This window comes from Streptomyces sp. SPB074 (assembly GCF_000154905.1).
In the GTDB taxonomy this organism is placed as follows: Bacteria; Actinomycetota; Actinomycetes; order Streptomycetales; family Streptomycetaceae; genus Streptomyces.
This window is the reverse complement of the sequence record NZ_GG770539.1, coordinates 2,188,917-2,198,083: the sequence shown is the minus strand read 5'-3', so window position 1 is coordinate 2,198,083 and position 9,167 is coordinate 2,188,917. Positions and strand designations below refer to the sequence as shown.

Here is a 9,167-nt window from a genome sequence, read left to right as displayed (position 1 = left end):
CCGCCCCCTCGCCCGCCCCGCGTGCCCTCGGCTCCGCCGTCTCCGCGCCCCCGAGCGGGACCTCCTCGATCGCCAGGGCCGCCAGGAGGGCCGCTACGCCCGCGCAGGCGCCCACCAGGAAGATCGCCTGCGTGGCCTCGGCGACGTGCGCGGCGTACCGGGGGCCCGTCGCGGGGCCGCCCCGCACGCGCGAGGTGAAGAGCGAGGCGAAGACCGCCAGGCCCAGGGAACCGCCCAGGGTGCGGAAGAGGTTGGCCGCCGCCGAGGCCGCGCCCAGGTCGCGCGCCGCCACCGCGTTCTGCGCGATCGTGTTCGCCATCTGCAGGGCGAAGCCGCTCCCGGCCCCCAGGAGGACCATCGCCACCGTCGTGAGGGAGGGGGGCGTGTCCGTGCCCGCCCTCGACAGCAGCCCCATCCCCGCGATCATGCTCGCCGCGCCCACCACGGGGAAGAGCTTGTAGCGGCCCGTCGCCGACATCACCTTGCCCGCGACGCCCGCCGCGAGGAGCGTCGCGAGCATCATCGGGAGCAGCAGCAGCCCCGAGTGCGCGGCCGTCGCACCCCGCACCACCTGCTGGTGGAGCGGCAGGTAGAGCGTCGTCCCGAACAGGGTCATGCCCGTCACCGCGAGCACCACCGCCGCCAGCGGGAAGTTGCGGTGGCCCGTGTACACGCGCGGCGGCATCAGCGGCTCGGGGACGCGGAGTTCGGTGACGACGAAGCCCGCGAGGAGCGTGACGGCGAGCGCGCCGAGCCCGAGAACCCGCCACGAGGTCCACGCGTACGTGCTCCCCGCCCACGTCGCCGCCAGCACGAGGGCCGAGAGGGCCCCGCCCAGCAGCACGATCCCGCCCCAGTCGATCCGCACCGCCCCCGGCCGCGCCCGCGCCGGGAGGCGCAGCAGCAGCCCGCACCACGCGAGGCTCACGAGCCCGAGAGGGACGTTGACGTAGAACGCCCAGCGCCAGCCGAAGTGCCCGGTCACGAAGCCGCCGAGGAGCGGCCCGCCGAGCTGCCCGAGAGCCATCACGGCGGCGATCATCCCCTGGTACCTCCCGCGCTCGCGCGGCGGTACGAGCGCGCCGATCAGCGCGAAACCCCCCGCGCCCATGCCGCCCGCGCCGAGGCCCTGCACGACCCGGAAGGCGATGAGCGCGTTCATCGACGGCGCGAGCCCGCACGCCGCCGAGGCCGCGAGGAAGAGCACGACCGAGGCGAGGAAGACCCGTTTGCGGTCCAGGAGATCGCCGAGCTTGCCCCATACGGCGGTCGAGCAGGCCGTCGCGAGGATGTACCCGGTGACGACCCACGACATCCGGTCCAGCCCGCCGAGGTCGTCCACGATCGTCGGCATCGCGGTGCCGACGATCAGGCCGTCCAGTATCGACAGCAGCAGCGCGAGCAGGACGCCGAGCAGCGCCCACCGGACGGGGACGGGGCGGCGCTCGGGCGCGGCGGCGGGAGCGGGGGCCTGGCGCGGGAGGTCGCCCATGACGTCCCCTTTCTCGGTCTCGGGCAGCGGGAACGGCGGCGGCACGGACCCCGGCCCCCCGCCCGGCGGACGGAGACGCCGTGCCTCCCCCGCACGCGGGTCCCCGGCCGCGTCCCGCGCCCCCTCGGCGGATCTGGTCCATGACTTCCCGCCGCCGGGCGGCGCCGCACCTCGAAGCGGTCCGCGCAGACGTGCGAGGGGCGTCGCGGGCCGGTGACGTGGTGCGCGGGCCCCCGGCCGGGCAAAGCCCGCGCGCCGCTCCGCCCCACCGGTGTAGCGTCGCCCCGCCCGGCCCCCGCTCCACGAAGGAATGCCCCCATGACGCAGCGGCCCGCCGCGCCCGCCCCCGGCTTCCCCGTCGTCCCGCTCCCCGGGGCCCGCCTCGCCTGCACCGTGCGCGGTACGGGACCCGTCGCGCTGCTCGCGCACGGGATCACCCGCAGCCGCGCCCACGAGGCCCGGTACGGGCTCACCGACTACGCCCCCGTCGCGGCGCACCACCGCCTCGTCGCCTACGACGCGCGCGGACACGGCGAGAGCGGCGGCCGGCCCGAACCGGCGACGTACGCGTGGGACGCCCTGGCCGGTGACCTGCTCGCGCTCGCCGACCACTTCTCGCCCGAGGCCCCCGTCGCCGCGATCGGCTGCTCCATGGGCACCGCGACGGCGCTGCACGCCGCGCTGCGCGCCCCCGAACGCTTCTTCGCGCTGGTCCTCACCGCCGTCCCCACCGCCTGGGAGACGCGCGCCGCGCAGGCCGGGCTCTACCGGCGGATGGCGGCGCTCGCCGCCGACGATCCCGCCGCGCTCGCCGCCCTGCACGCCGAGGCCCCCGCCCCGCCGGTCTTCGGCGGGCGCGAGCAGGGCGGAATCGACATCCGCGCCTCCCTCCTGCCCGCCGTCCTGGAGGGCGCGGCGGCCTCCGACCTCCCCGCCCCCGGCGCCCTCGCCCGCATCACGGTCCCCACCCTCGTCCTGGCCTGGGACACCGACCCCGGCCACCCCGTCTCCACCGCCGAGACCGTCGCCGCGCACCTCCCGAAGGCCCGCCTGTCCGTGGCGCGGACGGCCGCGGAGATCGAGGACTGGGGCCGGGTGACGGCCGACTTCCTGCGCGAGGCGCGGGGTTGAGCGGCGCGGGGCCCGTGACCTCGTACGAGCCGAGCCGAGTGGAACCGCGCCGCGCCACGGCCGTACGGCTCACCCGCTCCCCGGCCCCCGGGCGCCGTCACTCCGCCACGAGCAGGTCCGCCCGCCCCCGGCTCCCCTCCACCAGCCGCGCGTTGGCCTCGTCGGACCCGTTCGCCCACCGCTCCGCCTCGGCGCGGGACCTCCCGTACCGCACGTGCCGCTCCACGAGCCGCCGCAGGCGCGTGTCCGGGTCGGGCGCGAGGAACCACGCCTCGTCCAGCAGTCCGCGCACCGCCGCCCACGGCCCCGTGCCGAGCAGCAGGTAGTTGCCCTCGGTGACGACGAGCGGGGCCTCGGGCGGTACGGGCACGGCCCCGGCCAGCGGTTCCTCCAGGTCCCGCCGGAAGAGCGGCGCGTAGACCACCTCGCCCGCCACCGGCGCCCGCAGCCGCCGCAGCAGGGCCACGTACCCGGCCGCGTCGAACGTGTCGGGCGCCCCCTTGCGCTCCGCCCGCCCCAGCCGCTCCAGCTCCGCCTGCGCCAGATGGAACCCGTCCATCGGGACGAGCACGGAGCCGGGCACCGCCGCCACGATCCGCTCCGCGAGCGTCGACTTCCCCGCCCCGGGCGCCCCCGCGATCCCCAGCACCTGACGGCGGCCGGGGACGCAGAGGCGGAGGGCGCGGGCGAGGAGGCGATCGAAAGAGGTGCGCACGGGCCGCGATTATGCCGGGCCCCCGCCGGGACGGGGCGGGACGGCCGGAACGGGCCGAGACGGCCGCGACCCCGCGAGGGACACCCTGTACGCGCGTGCGTCCCCGCGTAGAGTCGGGAGCGCACGACCCCACGTCCCGGAGGTGCCCCATGACCGCGTTCATCCCCCTCGGGCAGCTGAAGGCCGGGCCGCCCGCCGAGGCCGAGCCCGAACCGGTCGGGATGGACCCCGCCGTCGAGGGCGAGGACGACGTGGACCCCGACGAGATGGCCGCGCTCCTCGTCTCCACGCGCGCCCAGCGCGGGCGCCCGGGAGGCGGCTCCTGCGCCGTGTGAGCCGGTCCGGTCCCGCCGCGCGCGGGCGCCCCCTGCCGCCGCCTCCCCATCTGGACACCCGCCATACGTGCGGGTAACTTCAAGGGTGAGCGGGCGCTTAGTATGTCCGGCGCCCCGCCTTCGTACGTACCGCGCGGACCGGCCCGCACCGGCCGCCGAGGGGCGGACCGGCACCGGCCGCCGAAGGAGGGTGGCGTCTGTGCGCCGTACCGTTTACAACGAGGACCACGAGGCGTTCCGCGAGACGATCCGCGCCTTCATCGAGGCCGAGGTCGTGCCGCGGCACGAGGAGTGGGTCGCCGCCGGGCAGGCGCCGCGCGATTTCTACTACAAGCTCGGTGAGCTGGGCATCTTCGGGATCGAGGTGCCCGAGGAGTACGGCGGGGCCGGCGAGGAGTCCTTCAAGTTCCAGGCGATCCTCTCCGAGGAGACCGCCCGCGCCGGGGTCTCGCTCGGCGGCAGCGGCGTGCACGTCGCGCTGTGCCTGCCGTACCTCAAGGCGTACGCGACCGAGGAGCAGAAGAAGCGCTGGCTCCCCGACTTCGTCTCGGGCCGCACCATGTTCGCCATCGCGATGACCGAGCCCGGCACCGGCTCCGACCTCGCGGGCATGAAGACCACCGCGAAGCTCTCCGCCGACGGCAGGCACTACGTCCTCAACGGCGCCAAGACCTTCATCACCGGCGGCGTCCACGCCGACCGCGTCATCGTCTGCGCCCGCACCGCGCCGCCGAAGGAGGACGACCGCCGCTTCGGCATCTCGCTCCTCGTCGTCGACACGAAGTCCGAGGGCTACGCCGTCGGCCGCAAACTCGACAAGCTCGGCCTCAAGACCTCCGACACCGCCGAACTGTCCTTCACCGACGTCCAGGTGCCGGTCGCCGACCTCCTCGGCGAGGAGAACAAGGGCTTCCACTACCTCGGCCAGAACCTCCCGCAGGAGCGCCTCGGCATCGCCGTCGGCGCCTACGCGCAGGCCGCCGCCGCCGTCCGCTTCGCGCAGAGTTACGTGCAGGACCGCACCGTCTTCGGCAAGCCCGTCGCCGCGTTCCAGAACACGAAGTTCGAGCTGGCCGCCTGCAAGGCCGAGGTGGACGCCGCCGAGGCCGTGTGCGACCGCGCCCTCGAAGCGCACGACCTGGGCGAGCTGACCGCCGCCGAGGCCGCCTCGGCGAAGCTCTTCTGCACCGAGGTCGCCTCCCGCGTCATCGACCGCTGCCTCCAGCTCCACGGCGGCTACGGCTACATGAACGAGTACCCGATCGCCCGCCTGTACGCCGACAACCGCGTCAACCGCATCTACGGCGGCACGAGCGAGGTCATGAAGATGATCATCGCGAAGAGCATGGGGCTGTGAGTCGGTGATCCGGCCGACGGGGGAGGACGCCAGGCGGACGCGGGACTCCGCCGCGAGTACGAGAGAGTACGCCGTATGAGCGAAGCACTCGACGACCTCCTCGACCTGCTCGACCTGGAGCGGATCGAGGTGGACATCTTCCGGGGCCAGTCCCGCCCCACCCTCGTCCCGCGCGTCTTCGGCGGGCAGGTCGCGGCCCAGGCGCTCGTCGCCGCGGGCCGCACCGTGCCCGCCGACCGGTACGCGCACTCGCTGCACGCGTACTTCCTCGTCGCGGGCGACCCGGGCGCGCCCATCGTCTACCGCGTGGACCGCATCAGGGACGGCCGGTCCTTCACGACCCGGCGCGTCGTCGCGATCCAGCACGGCCAGCCGATCTTCCACCTCTCGTGCTCCTTCCAGGTGCACGAGGAAGGACTCGACCACCAGGCGCCGATGCCGCCCGCGCCCGACCCCGAGTCCCTGCCGAGCGCGCCCGAGGCGCTGCCCCGCTACGCCGAGGCGGTCGGCGGCCCCGCCGTCGTGCGCAAGCTCCTCGAAGCCCGCGAGGCGGTCGACCTGCGGTACGTGGACGCGCCCCCGTACGCGACGGCCGGGCAGCCGCGCGAACCGCGCTCGCAGGTGTGGTTCCGCACCAACGGCAAACTCGCGGGGGACGACCCGCTCCTGCACGTCTGCCTCGCGACGTACGTCTCGGACATGACGCTGCTGGACTCCGTCCTCCTCGCGCACGGGCGCGGCGGCTGGGTCACCGGCGACATCGTCGGCGCGAGCCTCGACCACGCCATGTGGTTCCACCGGCCCTTCCGCGCCGACGAATGGCTCCTCTACGACCAGGAGTCCCCCTCGTCCTCGGGCGGCCGGGGCCTGGGCCAGGCCCGCATCTACACGCAGGACGGACGGCTCGCCATATCGGTGATCCAGGAGGGCCTGATGCGGGTGCCGCGCGAGCGGTGACCCGGCCGGGGCCCGCGGTACGGGCATACTGCGCCGCTATGAGCAGCAGTGATCCCGTACCGCCGCCCGCCACGACACCGGGCCCGGGAGGCGAGGGCGGCAGCGGCGGCGAGAGCACGTTCACCGTCCTCGTCGCCGCCGGGGCCAACCTCGGGATCGCCGCCGCGAAGCTCCTCGCCGGGCTCGTCAGCGGCTCCTCGGCGATGCTCTCGGAGGCCGCGCACTCGCTCGCCGACACCGTCACCGAACTGCTGCTCCTGCTCGCGCTGCGGCGCAGCGCCAGGCCCGCCGACGAGGACCACCCGCTCGGCCACGGCCACGAGCGCTACATCTGGGCGCTGCTCGCCTCCGTCGCCACCTTCGTCGGCGGCGCGGTCTTCTCCGTCTACGACGGCGTCCACACCCTCACGCACGGCGAGACCCTCGGCGACCCGCTCCTGTCGTACGTCGTCCTGGCGATCGCCTTCCTCCTGGAGGGCTACTCCCTGCGGACGGGGCTCCAGCAGATGGCGGGGGAGGCGCGCGCCGCCCGGACGACCTTCCGCAAGCACCTGCGGTGGACGAGCGACACGACCGTCAAGGCCGTCGTCTTCGAGGACTCGGCGGCGCTGGTGGGCCTCGTCCTCGCGGCGGCCGGCATCGCCCTCACGCACGCGACGGGCGACGGCACCTGGGACGGGATCGCCTCGCTCCTCATCGGCCTGCTCCTCGTCCAGGTCGCCTGGGTCCTCGGCCGCTCGAACGCCGAACTCCTCACCGGCCGCCCGCTCGCGCCCGCCGAGCGCGCCGCGATCCGCGCCGAACTCCTCGCGACGGAGCACGTCGAGGCGGTTCTCGACCTCGTGACGCTCGTACAGGGACCCGACGAGGCCCTGATCGCCGCGAAGATCGACTTCCGGGACGCGTCCACGGCCGCGCAGATCGAGTGGAGCTGCGAGGATGCCGAACGCCGCGTCCGCGCCCGCCTCCCGCGCGTGACCCGCGTCTACCTCGACCCCACGCCGGGAGCGGGCCGGCGACGGCGCGAGGGGCTGAACCCCTGGGGGGACGCGGGCTGACCCCCCGGCAGGACGCGGGCCGCGACCTCCGGCGCGGCACCCGGGGCACGGGACGCGGGGCGCCCCCCCCGTGCGCGGGGCACCTATATCCGCGCGTATACGGGGAGGGCCGCCGGGCACGCGGTCCTCAACGGCCCGAGGGCCGAGACCGCTCGTCCCCCCAGCTCAGGAGCCCCCCATGGTCGTCGTCGGCATCGTCGCGATATGCGCCGTCCTTCTCGTCCTCGCCTTCCTGGTCCCCCGTTTCTCCCGCAAGCCGCAGCACGGCACCCAGCGCACGCTGGGCCTCGGCTCGCGCGCCGGGTCCAAGGCCCCCGGCATCCTCGGCAAGATCTTCAGCAAGCCGTTCAGCACCAGCTCCCGCGCCGTCGGCCACAGCGGCTCCGCCGGCCGCAAGGCGCGCGGCCACATGCCGTTCTGACCCTGCCTCAGGGCGCACGGCGCGGCGCGGGCACGCGGGGCAGCAACTCCCACAGGGGGACTGCCCCGCTCGCCCATGTCCCCAGCAGCTCACGATCCACGAGGCGCATCCGCAACGCCCCGGCCAGCTCCGGGCACCTGCCGCTGAAACGGCCGTTGGTGACCACGAGGACGACCTCCGCGCCGTGCGGCTGACGGGCCGTGCCGTTGACGCGCTGGAGATCCGGGGCAGCGACGGCCGCGCCGCGCGCCCCGTCCCTGCGGTGCTCGCACTGCACGAGCCACCTGCGGCCGTACGGGTCCGTCGCGAGCACGTCCGCCCCCAGGTCACCGGCCCCGCCGACCTGCTCGGCGTCCGCGCAGCCGTCCCGGCGCGATAGATCCCGCACCGCGCACTCGAACTCCCGGTGCCCCAGGGCGTCCAGGGTCCCGAGCCGCAGCGCGCGCTCGCGCGCCCGCTCCCACCGCGCCCGCTCGGCCCGCCGCCGCAGCCGGTACCCGTACCAGGCCGCCCCGGCGAGCGCGAGCCCGAGCGGCAGCCACCAGTGCGCGGCACGGCCGCGACCCGCCGGGCGGCGGAGGGGCCGGTCGCGGCGCGCGGGCCGCCCGCTCCCAGCCGATACCCCGCGATCCGCCTCCGCCCCGCACCGCCCCCGCCCCGTGCCGCCCCTGTCCGGGGCCCCTGGCAGCATCCCCCTCATGACCGACACCCACGATCTCCTCCGGCGGGTCGCCGTCCGGGCCGCCGCCGACGGCGGGGCTCTTCCCGCGCCCGCCGACGAGGCCACCCTCGCGGAGGCCGAGCGGCGGCTCGGATTCGTCCTGCACCCCTTGCTCGCGCGGCTCCACCGCGAGATCGCCGACGGGGGCTTCGGGCCCGGCTACCGGCTGCTGCCGCTCCTCGGCCCGGGGGAAAGCCTGGTCGAGGAGTACGTGGCGCGGCGCGCCGCGTCGGCGGGGGCGGGGCACCCGGAGTGGCCCGCGGGCGTCGTGCCGGTCCTGACCTGGGGCTGCGCCATGTACGCGGCCGTCGACTGTCTCAGCGCCGAGGGCCAGGTCCTGCTCTTCGAGCCGAACGCCCACGGCGGCGGCTCCTGGGAGGACTGCTGGTTCCTCGACTCCCCCGGCCTCGCCGCCTGGCTGGAGACGTGGCTCGCGGGGACGGGCTGGTTCGAGGAGGAGACCTCCGGGCGCGAGGACGCGGCCGTGCCGCAGCCCTGGGAGCGGGCCGCGGAGCGACTGACGGCCGGGCACTAGCCGCCGCACCGCCGCCCGCCCCGCCGGGGCCCGCCGCGCCTCCGCCCGCCCTCCCGCGCGGGCCCGCCGTCCCCCGCCCCGCTCACCCCGCGATCAGCTTCTCCGCGACCGCCCACAGCCGGTCCGCGTTCGCCGGGTCCCGCGCGTACGGGGCCACCCCGCCCGTACCGACCGGCTCCGCGCCCACCACGACGGGCGCCTCGGCGCGGTCCTCGAAGCAGCGGCCCCCGACGCCCGCCAGGAGCGGCGAGGCCGCGAGCGACACGCTCGTCGCCGCGCCCTGCGGCACCGTCCTGCGGCGTCGGCTCCAGGACGGGGAGCGCCATGATGCCCGCGTTGTTGACGAGCATGTGCGGCGGGCCTTCCCGGGCGGCGACGAAGGCGCGCACCGAGGCGGGGTCGCCGAGGTCGAGCCGGGCCGCCGTCACGGCCTCGTTGCCCGTCT

11 protein-coding genes are annotated in these 9,167 nt (G+C 76.0%); 7 read left to right on the top strand and 4 right to left on the bottom strand.

The window, feature by feature from the left end; genetic code table 11:
- Nucleotides 1–1,492 (bottom strand): DHA2 family efflux MFS transporter permease subunit (locus SSBG_RS08840; protein WP_008745841.1); only part of this gene is annotated, 1,492 nt, incomplete at its 3' end.
- Between the two features lie 318 nt (nucleotides 1,493–1,810).
- On the opposite strand from SSBG_RS08840, the gene SSBG_RS08835 reads away from it, so the two are divergent.
- Nucleotides 1,811–2,623: an alpha/beta fold hydrolase gene (locus SSBG_RS08835; protein ID WP_008745840.1), complete on the top strand. Its 813-nt coding sequence runs from the start codon at nucleotides 1,811–1,813 to the stop codon at nucleotides 2,621–2,623.
- Nucleotides 2,624–2,720: 97 nt separating this feature from the next.
- Here SSBG_RS08835 and SSBG_RS08830 read toward each other — a convergent pair whose 3' ends face one another.
- Nucleotides 2,721–3,338 carry a nucleoside/nucleotide kinase family protein gene (locus SSBG_RS08830; protein WP_008745839.1) on the bottom strand — a complete coding sequence of 206 codons (618 nt, stop codon included), beginning with the start codon at nucleotides 3,336–3,338 and terminating at the stop codon, nucleotides 2,721–2,723.
- 149 nt (nucleotides 3,339–3,487) lie between these two features.
- Here SSBG_RS08830 and SSBG_RS08825 point away from each other — a divergent pair, with 149 nt between their 5' ends.
- The 5 genes from SSBG_RS08825 (at nucleotide 3,488) to SSBG_RS08805 (ending at nucleotide 7,466) form a co-directional block, all read left to right on the top strand.
- Nucleotides 3,488–3,673, top strand: coding sequence for a hypothetical protein (locus SSBG_RS08825; RefSeq protein ID WP_037869296.1), 186 nt, complete (start codon nucleotides 3,488–3,490; stop codon nucleotides 3,671–3,673).
- 199 nt (nucleotides 3,674–3,872) lie between these two features.
- Nucleotides 3,873–5,030 (top strand): acyl-CoA dehydrogenase family protein, encoded by a 1,158-nt coding sequence (locus tag SSBG_RS08820; protein WP_008745837.1) that lies wholly within the window; start codon nucleotides 3,873–3,875, stop codon nucleotides 5,028–5,030.
- A gap of 75 nt (nucleotides 5,031–5,105) precedes the next feature.
- Nucleotides 5,106–5,987 (top strand): acyl-CoA thioesterase, encoded by an 882-nt coding sequence (locus tag SSBG_RS08815; RefSeq protein ID WP_008745836.1) that lies wholly within the window; start codon nucleotides 5,106–5,108, stop codon nucleotides 5,985–5,987.
- 38 nt (nucleotides 5,988–6,025) lie between these two features.
- On the top strand, nucleotides 6,026–7,045 hold the full coding sequence (locus SSBG_RS08810; RefSeq protein ID WP_008745835.1) for a cation diffusion facilitator family transporter: 1,020 nt from the start codon (nucleotides 6,026–6,028) through the stop codon (nucleotides 7,043–7,045).
- 178 nt (nucleotides 7,046–7,223) lie between these two features.
- Nucleotides 7,224–7,466, top strand: coding sequence for a DUF6411 family protein (locus SSBG_RS08805; protein ID WP_008745834.1), 243 nt, complete (start codon nucleotides 7,224–7,226; stop codon nucleotides 7,464–7,466).
- Between the two features lie 7 nt (nucleotides 7,467–7,473).
- On the opposite strand, the gene SSBG_RS08800 is transcribed toward SSBG_RS08805, so the two are convergent.
- Nucleotides 7,474–8,166: a restriction endonuclease gene (locus SSBG_RS08800; RefSeq protein ID WP_420790334.1), complete on the bottom strand. Its 693-nt coding sequence runs from the start codon at nucleotides 8,164–8,166 to the stop codon at nucleotides 7,474–7,476.
- On the opposite strand from SSBG_RS08800, the gene SSBG_RS08795 reads away from it, so the two are divergent.
- On the top strand, nucleotides 8,165–8,722 hold the full coding sequence (locus SSBG_RS08795; protein WP_037869295.1) for an SMI1/KNR4 family protein: 558 nt from the start codon (nucleotides 8,165–8,167) through the stop codon (nucleotides 8,720–8,722). The genes SSBG_RS08800 and SSBG_RS08795 overlap by 2 nt on opposite strands.
- Before the next feature lie 82 nt (nucleotides 8,723–8,804).
- On the opposite strand, the gene SSBG_RS33605 is transcribed toward SSBG_RS08795, so the two are convergent.
- Nucleotides 8,805–9,011 (bottom strand): hypothetical protein, encoded by a 207-nt coding sequence (locus SSBG_RS33605; RefSeq protein ID WP_008745831.1) that lies wholly within the window; start codon nucleotides 9,009–9,011, stop codon nucleotides 8,805–8,807.
- Nucleotides 9,012–9,167: the final 156 nt, after the last annotated feature.

Coding starts and splice junctions, on each gene's coding strand:
- SSBG_RS08835 (WP_008745840.1), top strand. CDS start 1,811: ATGACGCAGCGGCCCGCCGCGCCCGCCCCCGGCTTCCCCGTCGTCCCG.
- SSBG_RS08825 (WP_037869296.1), top strand. CDS start 3,488: ATGACCGCGTTCATCCCCCTCGGGCAGCTGAAGGCCGGGCCGCCCGCC.
- SSBG_RS08815 (WP_008745836.1), top strand. CDS start 5,106: ATGAGCGAAGCACTCGACGACCTCCTCGACCTGCTCGACCTGGAGCGG.
- SSBG_RS08810 (WP_008745835.1), top strand. CDS start 6,026: ATGAGCAGCAGTGATCCCGTACCGCCGCCCGCCACGACACCGGGCCCG.
- SSBG_RS08805 (WP_008745834.1), top strand. CDS start 7,224: ATGGTCGTCGTCGGCATCGTCGCGATATGCGCCGTCCTTCTCGTCCTC.
- SSBG_RS08795 (WP_037869295.1), top strand. CDS start 8,165: ATGACCGACACCCACGATCTCCTCCGGCGGGTCGCCGTCCGGGCCGCC.
- SSBG_RS08800 (WP_420790334.1), bottom strand. CDS start 8,166: ATGAGGGGGATGCTGCCAGGGGCCCCGGACAGGGGCGGCACGGGGCGG.